Consider the following 15,388-nt stretch of genomic DNA (forward strand, 5'->3'; position numbering starts at 1 on the left):
CGCATGCTGGGCTGGATCGCCCGTGTGGTGACCATCCTTCCGTTCATGGGAGCCGCGCAGGCGTCCGGACGGATGAAGCCCACACCTGCGGTCACAGTCGGGCCTTTCTACCCGCCCGATCCGAGGGGACTTCCGTTTTTCAGCGCCCGACCGCTCAGCCCACTGCCCGAGGGCAATGACTTGACTGCGGGCGCTGGTGGTCGCCGTGCCGAGGGCGAGCGGATGCTGCTCCAGGGCCGTGTCATGAACACCGCCGGCCAGCCCCTGGCGGGCGCCCGGGTCGAAATCTGGCAGGTGGATGCTCGGGGCCGCTACGCGGTGGAGAGCCGGGCTGATCGCGACCCCGGCTTTTCCGGCTACGGCGTGCAGCAGGCCGACGCGAGCGGCCGCTATGCGTTCACGACCATCCGGCCCCGCAGCTACGGGCGCTACGGCGGGCTCATCAAGCGCGCGGCGCACATCCACCTGAGGGTCTCCATGGCTGGACGGGCGCCGCTGGCCACCGAAGTCTGGTTCGCGGGCGAGCCCGGCAACGAGCGCGACTCGTTCGTCCGTCGGATCACAGACGCGGAACTGCGCGAGCGCATGCTGGTCCGCCTGGTCCCGGGCATCGATGGCCTGCCGATGGGCGCCTTTGATGTCGTGCTGCCCGACGTTTGAGGAGTGACGATGAGACTCGTGGTGTTTGGCGCCTCCGGCGCCACTGGCCGGCACGTCGTGAGCCTGGCCGCCAAGGATGGATGGTCCGTGCGGGCCGTCGTTCGATCCGAGGCGCAGCGCAGCACGCTCACGGGCGCGGATGAGCCCATCCTGGGCGACCCCACTGAGCCCGCCGATGTGGCGCGCGTGATGGGCGGTGCTGATGCCGTGGCTGTGTGCCTGGGGATCTCGCGCCGCACACGTTCGCCATTCGCGCCACTGGTGTCGCCCGCGGACCTGACGTCGCGATCGGTGGCCACGATCGTGCAAGCGATGCAGCGCGAGGGCGTGCGCCGCATCGTTTATGTCAGTGCTTTCGGGGCGGGCGACAGCTGGCCCCGGATCCCCTGGTGGGGCCGCGCATTCCTGCGGCTGAGCCAGGTGCGCCACTCGATGCTCGACCACACCCGCAGCGAACGCCTGCTGGCGGGCTCCGGTCTCGAGTGGACCGCTCTTCGGCCGATGCTGCTGGACGACGCACCGTCCGCCCTGCCAGCTCAGGAGATGCGGCCGGGCGACTCGCTCCTGTCCAAAGTCTCGCGCGAATCCCTCGCGCGCAGGGTCGTGGCCGTGCTGGGTGAACCGTTGACCCATGGCCGCGCGGTGGCGCTCGTCGCGGGCAAGGCTCACATGTCCGCCACCACCACGAGCCACGCATGACCGTCTAGGAGTCTGCGCGGCAGAAGCCCAGGCCGGCGGGGCCCCTGGTCCGGCGCTGGCTAGGCGCGACGCCGCCGTGGACTCGTGTCACAAGACGGAGCGACACCGCATGCGCCGGATCCAGGGGCCACCCTTCGGGCCGAGCCCCGGGGGCGACAAGCGTCGTTGCCGGCTCCTGACGTAGCCCGCCACGCGGCGTCGCCAGCGCCTAGCCTGTCGCCCCCGAAATCTCGGCGACGGCCTGGGCTTCTGCCGCGCAGACTCCTAGCGCGCTCGGTGCGCTTCTACGTCGACCAACTGGGCTTCGAGGAGGACTTTCAGGTCGAGGGTTGGGCCTTTTTGAGCCGCGGCGCTTGCCAGCTTCGCCTGGGCCACTGCCCCGACGCGGTGCCGATGTCGAAGGCGCAAGATCATTCCTGGTTCGCCTACCTGCACGTGGACGACGCCCAGGCGATGTACCGCGAGGTCCTGGAGAAGGGCGTCGAGATCTGGCTGCCCTTGGCCGACCGACCTTGGGGCCAGCGCGAGTTCGCCATCGTCACGCCCGATGGGCATCGCCTCGTGGTCGGGCAGGTCTTGGCATGACGCCCCGGTCGTTTGCCGAACTGGGCTTGCCGCCGTCCGTGCTCAACGCGGCCCGTGAGGCGGGCTTCATCGAGCCCACGCCCATCCAGGTCGCCGCCATCCCCCCGGGGTTGGCGGGCCGCGACGTGCTGGCGCTGGCGGAAACCGGTTCGGGCAAGACGGCGGCCTTTGCCTTGCCGCTGCTGGCCATGGCCCTTGAGGCTCCTGCGGCCGCGGGGCCCCGTGGCTTGGTGCTGGCCCCCACGCGCGAGCTGGCGGTGCAAACCGCCGAAACCCTGAGGGGCCTGGCCGCTGCGTTGCCGCGGCGGCTCAAGATCGGCCTGGCCTTTGGCGGCGTTTCCATCAACCCGCAGCTCATGGCCCTGCGCGGCGGCTGTGACTTGATGGTGGCCACGCCGGGTCGGTTGCTCGACCTGATCGACCACAACGGTCTCACCCTGGCGCATGTGCGCACCCTGGTGCTGGACGAGGCCGACCGCTTGTTGGCGGCTGGCTTCGAGGCCGAGTGGCGGCGCATCGAGGGCCTGCTGCCCGCAACTCGGCAGACGGGGCTGTTCAGCGCCACGTTCCCCGCAGCCTTGCAGGGCTTGGCCGAGGGGCTGCTGCGCGACCCACTGCGCATCGCCTTGGCCAGTGCGCCGCCCGACATCCGGCAACGCTGCATCCAGGTGGATGCAGCGCAGCGCACGCCGCTGCTGCGCCACCTGCTGGCCACCGAAGGCTGGCAGCGCGTCATCGTCTTCGTGGCCACGCGGTATGCCGCTGAGCACGTGTCCGACAAGCTGTGGGCTCATGGCATCCAGGCGGCGGCCTTGCACGGCGAGCTCAGCCAAGGGGGCCGGGCCGAGGTGCTGGCGGCCCTGCAGTCAGGCCGGGTGCGGGTGCTGGTGGCCACCGACGTGGCGGCGCGCGGTCTGCACATCCCGGCCTTGGACGCGGTGGTGAACCATGAGTTGCCCCGCTCGGCGGCCGATTACACGCACCGCATCGGGCGCACCGGCCGAATGGGGCATGCCGGCACGGCGGTCAGCTTCGTTTGCGCCGACAGCCCCACCAACGCCGAGTCGCACTTCCGCCTCATCGAAAAGCGCCAGGGACAACGTGTGCCGCGCGAGCAGGTGCGCGGCTTCGAGCCCCGGGCCGTGGCCTCGGAGATGCAGGCCACCGGCGGCATCGAGGGCCGGCGCCCGAGCAAGAAGGACAAACTGCGGGCCGCCGGCCTGCATCCACCCAACGGGAGCACCGCATGAGACCTGGGCATCGATGGCGGCATGGGCTCGTCGCCTGGGCCTTCTGGGGCGCGGGCTTGGCCCAGGCCTGCACCCTCACCATGGGTTACCGGCCCGAAGCCCGACCGCCCTTGATGGCCGAGGCGCCCGACGACTCGGGCGTGTACCTGGAACTCTTCACGCGTGCGGCCAAACGCATCGGCTGCGACTTGCGCGTCGAGCGCCTGCCCAAGCTGCGCATGATCGAGGCCCTCAAGCGCGGCGAGGTGGACTTCTACCCCGGCATGGATTTCGACGACGAGCGCAACACCTACCTGCTGTTCATGTCCAACGGCTTGCCGGGGGGATTGGTCGGCGTTTCGCGCCCCGACCTGCCCGAGGTGACCCACCTGCGCCAGTTGGCCGGCCGCCGGCTGTTGCGCAACCCCGGTCAGCCGCAGTACCTGGAGGACCTGACGGAGGCCGAGCGCGCCGCCATTCCCATCGAAAAGGTGGTGTCGGCCTCGCTGCAGCGGGGTGTGGAAATGCTGTTGCGCGAGCGGGGCGACTTTTACGTCTACAGCCAGTTGTCGGTCGATCACCTGCTGCGCATGCGGCCCGAATGGCGCAGCCAGCTCAAGGTGCACCGGCGTTGCTGCGGGGGCGACAGCCGCTACCACGCGGCCTTTGCCAAGGCCTCGCCCCACATGCGCTTGGAGCCCAACCCCCACTTCCGATCCGACCAACCCGAGGGGGCCGACAACCAGCGGGTGCGGGCCGCGCCTGGCAGCGTGGCCCAACGCTTCGCGCAGGCCTTGGAGCGCATGACCAAGGCGGGCGAGGTGCAGCAGCTGCTCGAAGCCGCGAAGGGCCCGGCGGACTGAGCGGGGTGGATCAGGGCGGGGCCGGCCGCTTCAATCCGGGGCGGGCAGGGCCAGTTGCTGCGCCACGGCCAGGCATTGCTGGATGTGCATCTCGCACACGGCCTTGAGAGCGGTGTAGGTCAACAGGGCCGACACCGCCTGCCCGGCCAGCGGCACGAACTTGGCGGCTTGCTGGGTGGTCAGCCGCACGCCCACCACCTGCAGAAGCTTCATCACCAAGTCGCGCGTCACGAGCCGTCCGATGAGCAGGCTGCCCCCCGTGGAGATGGCCTTGTAGACGACCACGCGGCGGTCGGGCGCCAGGCGCTCCACCTGCTCGGGGCTCAGGCCGAAGGCCTGGCTGATTTGCGGCAGCACGCGCATTAGAACGGCCACGTCGGTGGCCCAGTCCAAGCCGGGCAAGGGCACCACCGCCACCCCGGCGGCCATCAGCGCGCGCTTGCGCACCAGCCGGCGGCTCTGCTCGAGGGCGGCTTGCAGGTGGGCGGGCAGTGGAGCTTGGGGGGGCTGGGCCATGCGCATGAACAAGGGGCCTCCGAAGAGGCCCCCGAACTGTAGGTGCCGAGCGATGCCCCTTTCAGCGGCTGGCGGCGGCTCGCATCTCGCGGGCCACGTACCAGACGCTGACCCCCGCGATGGCCGCTGCAGCCAGCAGCGGGGGCAGCACGCGCGCCAGACCCAGCGCTTCGCCCTTGAGCACCAACATCATCTGCTGGTACTGGGCCAAGCCCGGAACCCAGTAGTGCCAGGCGGCGTCGGCGCCCGGGTTCAGCATCGGGATCAGTGGCACCAGGCTGAACACCATGAGCACCAGGTTGGCGCTGGCCTGGGCCTCCTTGAAGGTCTTGGTGCGGATGGCCATGGCCATCAACAGCCCGCCCGCGGCGATGGCCAGGGGCGCCAGCAGGGCGGTAAAGAGGCTGGCCTCCTGCCAGCCGAAGCGGAACTGCGCGGCCAGGGCATCGCTCTTGATGAGCCACTGCCCGGGCAGGAAGCCGAAGGCCGACAAGGCGGCCACGGCTGCCCCCATGAGCGCCACCGCCATCCATTTGCCCAGGGTGATGGCGTGGTGGCTGGTCGGGTTGGTCAGCAAGGGCTCCAGCGAGCCGCGCTCGCGCTCACCGCTGGTGGCGTCCAGCGCGGCGGCCAAGCAGCCGTAGAGCACCGGCATGATGAGCACGAAGGGCACGATGCTGGTGATGCGCGTGGCGCGGGCACCGGGGCTGGCGAGGTCGCGTTCGGTCATTTGCACCGGCTGCATCACCTCGGGCGACACGCCGCGCAGCAGGAGCTGCAGCTGGGCGCGCTCGCTGCCGAAGTTGCGCACCAGGTTCGCGACGGCGCCTGAGCCCACCTGGGCCCGCATGTTGGCGCTGTCGGTCACCACCTCCACCGTGGGCTGATCGCCGCGCGCCAGCTCGGCCTCGAAGTCGGCCGGGATGACGAGGACGGGCGAGCCCAACGTGCCGCTGCGCAGCTTTTTCTCGTAGGCCTCTTCAGGGCCCGCGCCGTCGAGCTTGACGAGGGTGTAGTTCTGCCGCTCGATGAAGTTGACCAAGGTCGGGCCGTGGGCGGCGCCGTAGACGTGGACCTCGCGTTTCTCAAACTGGGCTTCGAACTGGGCGATCAGTGCGCTCAGCGCGAACAGCATGATCGGGCCGACCAAGATGCCGGGCAGCACCATGCGCATCAGGGTGCGGCGGTCGCGCAGGGCGTCCACCAGCTCCTTGATGAAGACGATGACGATGTGGTTCAGCACACCAGCGTTGGGGTGCGTCACCGCTTGGTTGAGGGTGCGGCTCATGCGGCCTCCTGGATGTCGGGGAAGGCGAGGGCCACGAAGGCGTCCTCGAAACGATCGCGGCCGGTTTGGGCCAGCAGCTCGGGCACGCTGCCGTGGGCCAGCGAACGGCCTTGGCTGACGACCACCACCTCGTCGCACAGGTACTCCACCTCTTGCATGATGTGCGTCGAGAACACGATGCATTTGCCCTGGTCGCGCGCTAGGCTGCGCAGGGTCTCGCGCAGCGCGCGGGTGGCCAGCACGTCGAGGCCGTTGGTGGGTTCGTCCAGCACCAGGTTGGCCGGGTCGTGCACCAGGGCGCGGGCCAAGGCGGTTTTCATGCGCTCGCCCTGGCTGAAGCCGTCGGCACGGCGCTCCAGGATCTTGCGCATGTCGAGCAAGTCCGCCAGGTGTTCGGCGCGCCCTTCCGCGGCCTCGCGCGTCATGCCTTGCAGGCGCCCGAAGTACACGATGTTCTCGCGGGCCGTGAGGCGCGGGTACAGGCCGTGGGCGTCACCCAGGATGCCCATGCGCGCCAGCGCTGCCTGGGGCTGCGTCACCACATCCAGGCCGTCCACCTGGATGCGGCCCTGGTCGGGCGCGAACAAGCCGGCCAGCATGCGCAGCGTCGTCGTCTTGCCGGCGCCGTTGGGGCCCAACAGGCCGGTGATGCAGCCGTTGTCGGCCTTCAGGCTGACGCCCTTGACGGCTTCCACCCAGTTCGGGGCGGGCTTCTTCAGCCACCCCATCAAGTTCGATGTCTTGGGGGCCGGCACGGCAAAGCGCTTGGCCACTTGGTCGATGTGGATCACTTCGAACCCTCCGGTTGGTTCTTCTTGACGGGCGGCAGCTCGGGGTTGGGCGGCACGTAGGCCAGGGGCCGCGGCATGGTGGCGGCGCAGTCCAGCTTCACGGCCAGGGCCTCGGCATCGCTCTTCGCTTCGATGAAGCGGGCCACCACGTCGCGCATGCAAGGCAGGTTGGTCACGCCATGGCCGGCGGCCGGCACCACCACGTGTCGCGCTTGGGCGCCCAGCGCGGCGGTCACGCGCTCGCCGTGGCGGGGCGGGGTCACGGGGTCGGCGCCACCGCTGGTCAACATCACGGGCGCGGTGGCGGGCGGCACGGTGTAGAAGGCCGGGTCCACGGTGCCGCGCGGCCAGTTGGCGCAGATGCGCTCGTAGCGGCGACGGTCGAAATCGCTGAAGTCGCGGCCGGGGGCGTCGCGGTTGTCGGCCACGCGGGGCAGGTCTTCGGCGCAGACCACCGAGAAGTGCATGCCCGCGGCCAAGCCGCCCCGTCGGCCCCCGCCCAGCCCGTTGGACAGCGCCAGCAGGCTGTTGAAGTCGCCCTGAGCCGCCGCAGCGATGGCCGCGGGGACGGCGGCCGACAGCGCCGGCATGTAGAGCGGCGGCCGCACCGCGCTGATCACGTGCTGGCGGTCCAGCGTCACGGTGGCGGCCTTGCCCGTCAGGGGGTGGCGCAGCTCCACCCGCCGGGGCAAACCGGCCAGCACCTGCTGCCATTGCTCGGCCAGCTTGGGGTAAGCGGCTTGGCAGCCGGGCTGGGCCTGGCAACTGGCCAGCAGCGCGTCCAGCGCGGCCTGGGTGTCGGTGCTGAAGCTCTTGGGCAGCGCGATGTCGGGTGGGGCCAGGCCGTCGAGCACGTTGCGGCGCACCGCCTGAGGGAACAGGCGCTGGTACTCCAGGCCGGCGCGCGTGCCGTAGCTGGCCCCGATCAGGTTCCAGTGCGGCACGCCCAGGGCTTGGCGCACGGCGTCCAGGTCCTGCATGGCGAGGGTGGTGGTGTAGAAGCGCAAGTCGCCGTGCGGCAGCTTCATCAGGCGCTCGCGGCAGCGGTCGATCAAGGCGTACTGCTGCTCCAGGTCGAGCAGGGCCTCCAGGCCGCGGTACGGCTCCTCTTCCTCTTTGCACTCCAGCGGGGCGCTTTCGCCCGTGCCGCGTTGGTCGACGAACACCAGGTCGCGCCGTTGGTTCAAGCGGCTGAAGCGAGGCGCGATCAGCGGGGCCATTTCCGCGGCCGCTTGGCCCGGGCCGCCGGCCAGGATGGTGACGGCGTCGGGCAGCTTGTTGCGCGCCAGCGCGGGCACCACCACCACGCGCAGCTGGATCTGCGGGCCCTGTGGCCGGGCGGGGTCCAAGGGGCGCGCCAAGGTGCCGCATTGCAACTCGGTGGGGTAGCCGGGCAGGCGGCAGCCCTTGAGCGTGAGCGTGGGCGCGGCGGCGGCATCGGCGGCGGCCAGGCTGGCCAGCACGGCCACCAGCATCGCGGTTGGCACGCCCAGGCGCTGAGGCAAGCAAAGACGGGCAGGTTTCATGGGCGGGGGCCCTCCAAGGTCGTCGAAGTGGGGCGGATTATTCGGGTCGGTGGCGATGCGCGGCGCCCTGCGTCGGCGAATGGCCCATCCGACGGGCAGACGGCTGTCTTGAGCGCACGAGTGGCGCCCCTGCGACTTCGGGGTGGCCGGCATCCGGACGCCTTCTTACACTGCGCCGGTCGATCGAACAGCCAAGGGGATGGATTGGGCCGCAACGAGCCACGACGACTGCCGCTGGTGCTGACCCTGACGGGCGGCGCCTTGGCCTGGGCCCTGTGGGCCTGGGCCGCCGCCGATCCCCAAGCCCCCTGGGCCGAGTGGGCCGACAACGCGCACTGGACGGTGGCCTACGCCACGGCCGCCTGGGTGGCTTGGCTGGGCGTCGGGCGGGCCGATTGGGCGCTGGACAACCGGGCGCGCCGCACCTTTGCGGTGTCTTTGCTGCTGCTGATGTTCGGGCAACTGGCGTACGCCGTTCAGCTGGTCTTCGACTGGTGGCCGCCGGTGGCGCCGTCGGACCTCTTCTTCCTGGCCCTGGGCCTGGGCTTCTTGCTGGGCTTCCTGGGGTTGTTGGAGGACCCAGCCAAGCCGCCGGTGTGGCGCCGTGTGGGCTTGGACGTGCTGGGCGGCGCCACGGCCGCCTTGGCGTTTGCGCTCACCCTGTACCTGCCGCGCGCGCCCAGCGGCTCGGCCTGGCTGGTGGCTGCATCGGCCGCCTACCCGGTGGTGATGGTCAGTGCGGCGGTCACCACCGTCATTGCCATGCTGCACCAGCGCCAGCGCCCGAGTTGGGCCGGCACGCTCATCGGGCTGGGTTTGGTGGGCCAAGCCACGGGATGGATGGCCTGGAACGTGGGCCTGCTGGGCGGCTCGGTGGCGAACGGGTCGCTCTTGAGCCTGTGGTTTTCGGGCTCGGCCTTGCTGCTGGGCCTGGGCTCGGCGGGCTTGCGCACCGACATCAACCGCGACCCGGCTTACGACCGCCTGTGCGAGGGCGCGCTGCGCCTGTTGCCGCTCACCATGGTGGGCCTGGCCTCGGCGGCCTTGGGCTTGCTGGTGCTGACCGACCGCCTGGGCGACACGCCGCGCGGCGTGCTCGTGGTGCTGGGCTTGGTCATCCTGCTGCTGGCCGTGCTGCGTCAGACCCAACAGCTCGGCGACCGCGACCGTCTCTTGGAGGCCGAGCGCGCCGTCGCCGAAAGCCGCGCCGCCCTGGAGCATCAAGCGCAGCACGACGCGCTGACCGGCTTGCCCAACCTGCAGCTGCTGCGCGACCGCGCCGAGCGCGCCATGGCCATGGCTGCGCGCCAGCGCCACCGGGTGGCGCTGCTGTTCATCGACCTCGACCAGTTCAAAGAGGTCAACGACACCTTGGGCCACGCAGCGGGCGACGCCTTGCTGCAGCACCTGGCGCACGAATTGCAAGGCCTGCTGCGTCAGGCCGACACCGTGGCGCGCCAGGGGGGCGACGAGTTCTGCATCGTGCTGCCCGAGGTGCAGGACCAGAACGAGGTGGCCACCGTGGCCGAAAAGGTGATGGCCCTGTCGCAGCGCAGTGTGGCCATCGAGGGCCACGACCTGCCCTTGCACTTGTCGGTCGGCATCGCGCTGTTCCCCGACAACGCGGCCGACTTCAACACCCTGATGCAGGCGGCCGACACCGCCATGTACCGCGCCAAGGCGGCAGGCCGCCAGGGCTACCGCTTCTACGACCCGGCCATGAACGCCGAGGCCGTGGCCCGGATGCAATTGCGCTCGCGCCTGAGCAAGGCGCTGGAGCGAGGTGAGCTGTCGCTGCGCTACCAGCCGCAGGTGGATTTGGCCAGTGGCCGCGTCGTGGGCGTGGAGACGCTGATGCGTTGGAACTCGGCGGAGTGGGGCCCCGTTTCACCCGCGCAATTCATCCCGGTGGCCGAGGACAGCGGGCTCATCGTCGAAATGGGCGCCTGGGCCCTGTTCGAGTCCTGCCGCCAGGCGTCCACCTGGATGGGCATGGGCTTGCCGCTGTTGCGGGTGGCCGTCAACATCAGCGTGCTGCAGTTCCGCCGCTCCCGTTTGGACGAGCAGGTGACCGAAGCCCTGGCGCTCACCGGCTTGCCCGCCGAGTGCTTGGAGCTGGAGGTCACCGAGTCGGTCATGATGCAAGAGCAGGACGCTGTCATCGCCACGCTCGACCGCCTGGGGGCGATGGGCATCGGGCTGTCCATCGACGACTTCGGCACCGGCTACTCCAGCCTTAGCTACCTCAAGCGGCTGCGCGTCAACAAGCTGAAGATCGACCAAAGCTTCGTGCGCGACGCCACCGAAAGCGAGGGCGCGGCCGGCATCGTGCGCGCCGTCGTGCAAATGGCCAAGGCCTTGGGCTTGAGCACCCTGGCCGAGGGCGTGGAGACCGAAGCGCAGCGAGACTTGCTGATCGCCTGCGGCTGTGAAGGCGCCCAGGGCTATTTGTTCGCCAAGCCACTGACCGCCGACGAACTCACCACCTGGTTGCGTCAGCAGCCCCCCCTCCCGACACCCCCTGAAACGACCCGCTCATGAAGCTTTACTACGCCCCTGCAGCTTGCTCCCTGTCGCCCCACATCGTTCTGCTGGAGTCGGGCCTGCCGTTCGAGACGGTGCGCGTCAGCACCAAGAGCCACAAAACGGCCGACGGCGGCGACTTTCACGCCATCAACGACAAGGGCTACGTGCCGGTGCTGGAGCTCGACGACGGCGAGCGCCTCACCGAAGGCCCGGCCATCGTCCAGTGGATCGCCGACCAAGTGCCGGACCAACACCTCGCACCGCCCAACGGCACTTTGGCCCGCGCGCGCTTGCAGGAGTGGCTGAACTTCATCACCAGCGAACTGCACAAGGGCTTCGGGCCTTTGTTCTACCCAGCCTACGACGCAGCGGCCAAGGCCGTGGCAGCCGAATCCCTGAAAAAGCGCCTGAGCTGGACCGACGCCCGCCTTGCGGGCCGCGAGTTCTTGTTGGACAGCGGCTTCAGCGTGGCCGATGCCTACCTGTTCACCGTGCTGGGTTGGGGCCACTACGTCGGCCTGAACCTGGCCGACTGGCCGAACCTGGCCGCCTATCACGCGCGCATCGCGGCCCGTCCGGCCGTGCAGGCGGCGCTCAAGGCCGAGGGCCTGTTGAAGTGATCGCGGTGGGCGCCTAGGCGTCTGCGCGACAGCCTGCGTTTCTGCCGCGCAGCCTGCTAGGACCGGTACCCCGGTCCCTCGTCCAGCGCGCGGGGCAGGCGGGTCAGGGCGGTGGCGCCGCCGGCGCCGGCTTGGCGTTCCACGTCGGCCTGCAGCTCCACCACCCGCCACAGGTGGTGCAGCGCCTGCTGGGCGTCCCCCTGGCGTTCCAACAGCTTGGCCAGCTGCAGGTGGGCGCGGCGCTGCTCGGCCTTGGATTGGATGCGCTCGGCCAGGGCCAGGCCGTGGCGGGTGCTGCGGATGGCGGCCGCCTCGTCGCCGCGCACCAGCGCGATCTCCGTCCAGGTGCGGCTCGCGGCGGCTTCCAGCCAGTGGTGTTGCAACTGGCTGGCCAGGTTGAGCGCCAGTCGGCAGTCGGCCACGGCCAGCGGCACTTGGCCGCGCGCCAGCGCCGTTTGCGCCAGGTGCCAATGCGCCTCGGCCTCGAACTCGCGGTGGCCGCCGCGCCGGGCCGCGGCCAGGCCGTGGGCGAACTGGCGTTCGGCGTCCTCGAGCTGTTGGCTTTCGAGGTGCCCCACCCCCAGGTTGATGGCGACCTTGGCGGCCAGGTAGCTGTCGTCCAGGCCCGCCAGGCGCTGCAAGGCGTCGCGGTGCCAGCGCAAGCCGGTGCTCCAGGCGCCCATCGCGTAGTGGATCTGCCCCAGGCCGATGCGGGCCGAGATGCCCAGGTGCGCGTCGTGCGCTGCTTCGGCCCAGTCCAGCGCCCGCGACCAATGCTCGGTCGCGTCCAGGTAGTGGCCCTGTTGGTAGGCCAGTCGGCCCTGGGCTTCGGCCACGCGGGCGGCTTGCAGCGGCATTTGTGCCGGGTCGGCTTCCAGCGCGGCGCGTTGGAGCTCGCCCTGCAACTCCAGGGCGCGGCCGCGGTGTTCCAGCAGGTGAAAGCGCAGCACCAGAGCGTCCAACGCGCCGGCCCGGTTGCCCTGGGCGCGGCCCTGCTGCTCCTGCTGCGTCAGCCAGGCCAGCACCCAGCGTGGGTGCCGGGCGGCCGCGCGCGTCAGGCGCTCCAACAGGCGGGTCATGGCGGCGGCCTTGGCGGGGAAGTGCGTGCTCACGGGACGAAGAACAACAACCGGGGCTGAAGCCCTGAGGATAGCGGGTCCACCCGACTGGTCTGCGGGTGGCACGGGCGGGCACACTGTCAGGGCGGTTGCAACGGCCTGCGACTTCATTCCACTCAAATACCAATTGACCACGCTTCTTGTTGGTATTAGAGTGGTATCCATTATGCCGCCTTGGACCGTTCGCCATCACCATCGCCCGCCCACGGGGGCTGCACGGGTCCGTTTTTGGGTGGGCGTGGACGGCGGCGGCACCACCACCCGCCTGCGTTTGAGCGATGCCCAGGGACGCCGCCTGGGCGAGGGCCGGGCAGGCCCTTCGGCCTTGGGCCAGGGCGCCCACCAGGCTTGGCAGCACGTGGGCGAGGCCCTGCACGAAGCCGCCCGCGACGCCGGGCTGGAGCGCGCGCCCGATTGGGCCGATTGCGCCCTCGGCCTGGGTTTGTCCGGTGCGGCGTCGGCGCCGCTGGCGCAAGCCTTCTTGGTCGCCCGCCCGGCGGAGTTGGCCATCGCTTTGGACACCGACGGCCGCGCCGGCGTGCTCGGAGCGCACGGCGCGCGGCCGGGGGCCTTGGTGGTCGCTGGCACCGGCTCGGTGGCCGAGGCCCTGGACGCCGATGGCGGCTGGCGCTGCGTGGGCGGCTGGGGGTGGCTCAATGGCGACGAAGGCAGCGGCGCTTGGCTGGGCAAGGCCGCCATGCGCCATGCGCAGCGGGCGCGCGACGGCCGCGACCGCCCGGGGGCCTTGGCCCGCGCCGTGTGGGCGTTGGCCGGTGACGCGCCTGAGGCGCTGTTGGCGTGGTCGCTGGCGGCGCAGCAGCAGCGCTTCGCTTCGCTGGCGCCGCTGGTGTTCGAACACGAGGCCGACGACCCCGTCGCCGCCGCCCTGCTGGCCCAGGCGGCGGACGAACTGGCCGCCCTTGCCCTGGCGGTGGACCCGAGCGCAGCCCTGCCGCTGGCGATGAGTGGCAGCATCGCCGACCGGCTCGCGCCGAGGCTGCCTTCGCGGCTGCGCGCGCGCTGCGTGTCCCCGCAGGGCGACGCCATGGATGGCGCGCTGCGGATGGTCCAACACCTGTTGCTGAACGAAGCCCGCGCATGAGCACCCTGCCTTTTGACTTCCGGCCCGACCCCGCCGCCGCCTCCCCCCTCTACCTGCAGCTGGCGCAGGCCCTGGCCAAGGCCATCCACGACGGGCGCTACCAGGCCGACGAGGCCCTGCCTTCGGAGCGCCTGCTGGCCGAATCGCTGAGCCTGTCGCGCGTCACCGCGCGCAAGGCCATCGAGCGCCTGACGGAGCAGGGCCTGATCGTGCGCAAGCGCGGCTCGGGCAACTACATCGCACCGCGCCTGGAGCAACCGCTCACGCGCCTGTCGGGCTTTTCGGAAGAGCTGCACCAGCGAGGCTTCGTGCCGGGCTCGCGCTGGCTCAAGCGCGGCTTCACGCCCGCGGCGGCCGACGAGCAGCTGTCGCTGGAGCTGCACGGCAACGAGCGCGTGGCGCGCCTGGAGCGCCTGCGCCTGGCCGACAGCGTCATCATGGCCTACGAGGTCAGCGTGCTGCCGGCCTCCATCCTGCCCGACCCCGAGGCCGTCAACGCCTCGCTTTACGCCCACCTCGCGCAGCGCGGCAACGCGCCGGTGCGCGCGCTGCAGCACATCCGCGCGCTCAACGCCGACGCCAAGCTGGCCGGCCTGATGGAGATCCCCGTCGGTGCCGCCGTGCTCTTCATCACCCGCGTGGGCTACCTGGCCTCGGGCCAGGCCGTGGAGCTGACGCACAGCTATTGCCGCAGCGACTACTACGACTTCGTGGCGGAGATGCGGCGTGATTGACCACGGGCAACGCACCGGCCTGATCGTCACGCCGGACGGCGTGCTGCACGGCCGCGTGCAGTGGGCGGGCGGGCGCATCACGGCCCTCGAAGGCCAAGCCCTGAGCTGGGCCGACGCGGAAGCGCTGGCCCCCACCACGCCCTGGCTGCTGCCCGGCTTCGTCGACCTGCACTGCCACGGCGGCGGCGGGCACGACGTGATGGACGGTGGCGAGGCCGCCGCGCACATCGCCCGCACCCACGTGCGCCACGGCACGACCGCGCTACTGGCCACCACGATGACGGCGCCGCTGCCCGAGATCCAGGCCGCCTTCGCGCCGCTGGGCGAGCAGATCGCGCAGCGCCGCCCAGGCAGCGCGCGCTGGCTGGGCGTGCACCTCGAAGGCCCCTACATCAACCCCGAGCGCCTGGGCGCGCAGCCCGACTTCGCGCAGGTGGCCGACCTGGCCACCGTGCGCGCCCTGCACGCGGTGGCGCCCATCCGCGTCGTCACGCTGGCGCCCGAGATCGAGCACCACCTGGCGCTGATCCCGGCGCTGGTGGCCGATGGCATTCGCGTGCAGATCGGGCACAGCAACGGCACCTACGACGACGGCGTGGCCGCCTTGGCGCGCGGCGCGCACGGCTTCACCCACCTGTTCAACGCCATGAGCGGCCTGCACCACCGCGAGCCCGGCATGGCCGGCGCCGCGCTGGCCCACGCGCAGCACGCCGAGCTCATCCCCGACCTGCTGCACGTGCACCCCGGTGCGCTGCGCGTGGCCCTGCGCGCCATCCCCCACTGCTACTGCGTGACCGACGCCACCAGCGCCACCGGCATGCCCGACGGCGAGTACCGCCTGGGCCGCCACCGCGTGCTCAAGTGCCTGGGCGCCGTACGCCTGGCCGACGGCACCTTGGCCGGCAGCGCGCTGACGCTCGACCAGGCGCTGCGCAACCTCGTCGTGCACCTGGGCCTGCCGTTGACGGAGGGCGTGCGCCGCGTGGCCACCATCGCCGCCGACTACCTGGGCTTGCCCGACCGCGGCCGCCTGGCGGTGGGCGCACACGCCGACCTCGTGGTGATGAACCGCGACCTGCAACTCCAAGCCGTGTTGGCCGAAGGGGAAGAGATTGAACTTGGCTGACTTCC

15 protein-coding genes are annotated in these 15,388 nt (G+C 70.9%); 10 read left to right on the forward strand and 5 right to left on the reverse strand.

The window, feature by feature from the left end:
• Nucleotides 1-3: 3 nt before the first annotated feature.
• The 5 genes from O9335_RS01780 to O9335_RS01800 all read left to right on the forward strand — a co-directional run bounded on the left by O9335_RS01780 (nt 4) and on the right by O9335_RS01800 (nt 4,036).
• Nucleotides 4-660, forward strand: coding sequence for a hypothetical protein (locus tag O9335_RS01780; RefSeq protein WP_298382655.1), 657 nt, complete (start codon nt 4-6; stop codon nt 658-660).
• Between the two features lie 9 nt (nt 661-669).
• Nucleotides 670-1,359, forward strand: a complete 690-nt coding sequence (locus tag O9335_RS01785; RefSeq protein WP_298382656.1) for an NAD(P)-binding oxidoreductase — start codon at nt 670-672, stop codon at nt 1,357-1,359.
• Between the two features lie 276 nt (nt 1,360-1,635).
• Nucleotides 1,636-1,944 (forward strand): VOC family protein, encoded by a 309-nt coding sequence (locus tag O9335_RS01790; RefSeq protein ID WP_298382658.1) that lies wholly within the window; start codon nt 1,636-1,638, stop codon nt 1,942-1,944.
• Entirely contained in the window at nt 1,941-3,194 is a 1,254-nt protein-coding gene (locus O9335_RS01795; protein WP_298382661.1) for a DEAD/DEAH box helicase, read from the forward strand. The genes O9335_RS01790 and O9335_RS01795 overlap by 4 nt, the downstream gene beginning before the upstream one ends.
• Entirely contained in the window at nt 3,191-4,036 is an 846-nt protein-coding gene (locus tag O9335_RS01800; protein WP_298382663.1) for an ABC transporter substrate-binding protein, read from the forward strand. Before O9335_RS01795 ends, O9335_RS01800 begins: the two co-directional genes overlap by 4 nt.
• A 30-nt stretch (nt 4,037-4,066) precedes the next feature.
• Here the strand turns inward: O9335_RS01800 and O9335_RS01805 are convergent, their stop codons facing one another.
• The 4 genes from O9335_RS01805 to O9335_RS01820 all read right to left on the reverse strand — a co-directional run bounded on the left by O9335_RS01805 (nt 4,067) and on the right by O9335_RS01820 (nt 8,157).
• Nucleotides 4,067-4,552 (reverse strand): hypothetical protein, encoded by a 486-nt coding sequence (locus tag O9335_RS01805; protein WP_298382665.1) that lies wholly within the window; start codon nt 4,550-4,552, stop codon nt 4,067-4,069.
• A 61-nt stretch (nt 4,553-4,613) separates the two neighbouring features.
• Nucleotides 4,614-5,840: an ABC transporter permease gene (locus O9335_RS01810; RefSeq protein WP_298382667.1), complete on the reverse strand. Its 1,227-nt coding sequence runs from the start codon at nt 5,838-5,840 to the stop codon at nt 4,614-4,616.
• Nucleotides 5,837-6,631, reverse strand: coding sequence for an ATP-binding cassette domain-containing protein (locus O9335_RS01815; protein ID WP_298382670.1), 795 nt, complete (start codon nt 6,629-6,631; stop codon nt 5,837-5,839). The genes O9335_RS01810 and O9335_RS01815 overlap by 4 nt, the downstream gene beginning before the upstream one ends.
• Entirely contained in the window at nt 6,628-8,157 is a 1,530-nt protein-coding gene (locus O9335_RS01820; protein ID WP_298382673.1) for an alpha/beta fold hydrolase, read from the reverse strand. Before O9335_RS01820 ends, O9335_RS01815 begins: the two co-directional genes overlap by 4 nt.
• Before the next feature lie 237 nt (nt 8,158-8,394).
• Here O9335_RS01820 and O9335_RS01825 point away from each other — a divergent pair, with 237 nt between their 5' ends.
• Together O9335_RS01825 and gstA are read left to right on the forward strand one after the other, a co-directional pair.
• Nucleotides 8,395-10,698 (forward strand): EAL domain-containing protein, encoded by a 2,304-nt coding sequence (locus O9335_RS01825; RefSeq protein WP_298382676.1) that lies wholly within the window; start codon nt 8,395-8,397, stop codon nt 10,696-10,698.
• The gene (gene gstA / locus O9335_RS01830; RefSeq protein WP_298382679.1) at nt 10,695-11,303 is read left to right on the forward strand and encodes a glutathione transferase GstA; all 609 of its coding nucleotides are present in this window, start codon (nt 10,695-10,697) and stop codon (nt 11,301-11,303) included. The genes O9335_RS01825 and gstA overlap by 4 nt, the downstream gene beginning before the upstream one ends.
• A gap of 56 nt (nt 11,304-11,359) precedes the next feature.
• On the opposite strand, the gene O9335_RS01835 is transcribed toward gstA, so the two are convergent.
• The gene (locus O9335_RS01835; protein ID WP_298382682.1) at nt 11,360-12,415 is read right to left on the reverse strand and encodes a hypothetical protein; all 1,056 of its coding nucleotides are present in this window, start codon (nt 12,413-12,415) and stop codon (nt 11,360-11,362) included.
• A 172-nt stretch (nt 12,416-12,587) separates the two neighbouring features.
• On the opposite strand from O9335_RS01835, the gene O9335_RS01840 reads away from it, so the two are divergent.
• Genes O9335_RS01840 through nagA form a run of 3 tightly spaced genes read left to right on the forward strand, consistent with a single transcriptional unit; the run spans nt 12,588 to nt 15,383 of the window.
• Entirely contained in the window at nt 12,588-13,523 is a 936-nt protein-coding gene (locus tag O9335_RS01840) for a BadF/BadG/BcrA/BcrD ATPase family protein (RefSeq protein ID WP_298382685.1), read from the forward strand.
• Nucleotides 13,520-14,257, forward strand: coding sequence for a GntR family transcriptional regulator (locus O9335_RS01845; protein ID WP_298382688.1), 738 nt, complete (start codon nt 13,520-13,522; stop codon nt 14,255-14,257). The genes O9335_RS01840 and O9335_RS01845 overlap by 4 nt, the downstream gene beginning before the upstream one ends.
• On the forward strand, nt 14,250-15,383 hold the full coding sequence (nagA, locus tag O9335_RS01850; protein ID WP_298382690.1) for an N-acetylglucosamine-6-phosphate deacetylase: 1,134 nt from the start codon (nt 14,250-14,252) through the stop codon (nt 15,381-15,383). Before O9335_RS01845 ends, nagA begins: the two co-directional genes overlap by 8 nt.
• Nucleotides 15,384-15,388: the final 5 nt, after the last annotated feature.

The sequence above is a fragment of the Inhella sp. genome (assembly GCF_027532025.1).
GTDB lineage: Bacteria > Pseudomonadota > Gammaproteobacteria > Burkholderiales > Burkholderiaceae_C > Inhella.

What these genes read in the sequence shown, in the direction of transcription:
- O9335_RS01780 (WP_298382655.1), top strand. Translation starts at nt 4, where the DNA reads ATGCTGGGCTGGATCGCCCGTGTGGTGACCATCCTTCCGTTCATGGGA.
- O9335_RS01785 (WP_298382656.1), top strand. Translation starts at nt 670, where the DNA reads ATGAGACTCGTGGTGTTTGGCGCCTCCGGCGCCACTGGCCGGCACGTC.
- O9335_RS01795 (WP_298382661.1), top strand. Translation starts at nt 1,941, where the DNA reads ATGACGCCCCGGTCGTTTGCCGAACTGGGCTTGCCGCCGTCCGTGCTC.
- O9335_RS01800 (WP_298382663.1), top strand. Translation starts at nt 3,191, where the DNA reads ATGAGACCTGGGCATCGATGGCGGCATGGGCTCGTCGCCTGGGCCTTC.
- O9335_RS01805 (WP_298382665.1), bottom strand. Translation starts at nt 4,552, where the DNA reads ATGGCCCAGCCCCCCCAAGCTCCACTGCCCGCCCACCTGCAAGCCGCC.
- O9335_RS01810 (WP_298382667.1), bottom strand. Translation starts at nt 5,840, where the DNA reads ATGAGCCGCACCCTCAACCAAGCGGTGACGCACCCCAACGCTGGTGTG.
- O9335_RS01820 (WP_298382673.1), bottom strand. Translation starts at nt 8,157, where the DNA reads ATGAAACCTGCCCGTCTTTGCTTGCCTCAGCGCCTGGGCGTGCCAACC.
- gstA (WP_298382679.1), top strand. Translation starts at nt 10,695, where the DNA reads ATGAAGCTTTACTACGCCCCTGCAGCTTGCTCCCTGTCGCCCCACATC.
- O9335_RS01840 (WP_298382685.1), top strand. Translation starts at nt 12,588, where the DNA reads ATGCCGCCTTGGACCGTTCGCCATCACCATCGCCCGCCCACGGGGGCT.
- O9335_RS01845 (WP_298382688.1), top strand. Translation starts at nt 13,520, where the DNA reads ATGAGCACCCTGCCTTTTGACTTCCGGCCCGACCCCGCCGCCGCCTCC.